Annotated in this window: 1 pseudogene; it reads left to right on the top strand. The window is 73.7% G+C overall.

Going from position 1 to position 300, the window contains the following annotated elements:
* Positions 1-300, top strand: a pseudogene (locus tag MWU77_RS24500) (pyruvate dehydrogenase complex dihydrolipoyllysine-residue acetyltransferase); the annotation flags it as partial.

Here is a 300-nt window from a genome sequence, read left to right as displayed (position 1 = left end):
TCGCCGGAATCCTCACCGAGATCTCCGCGCAGGAAGACGACACCGTCGAGGTCGGCGGCCAACTCGCTGTCATCGGCTCCGAGGCCCCCGCGCAGCAGACCGCAGCAGCACCGGCCGCACCGGCCCCCGCAGCCGAGAAGCCCGCAGAGGCCGCCCCCGCCGAGGCCGCCCCCGCCGCAGCAACCCCCGCCCCGTCGACCAGCAACGGCTCGGGCACCCCCGTCACCATGCCCGCACTCGGCGAATCCGTCACCGAAGGCACCGTCACCCGCTGGCTCAAAGCCATCGGCGACGAAGTCG

This window comes from Rhodococcus sp. F64268 (assembly GCF_023015605.1).
Classification (GTDB): Bacteria; Actinomycetota; Actinomycetes; order Mycobacteriales; family Mycobacteriaceae; genus Rhodococcus.
Note: the sequence above shows the minus strand (reverse complement) of the source record. Positions and strands in the feature narration are given on the sequence as shown.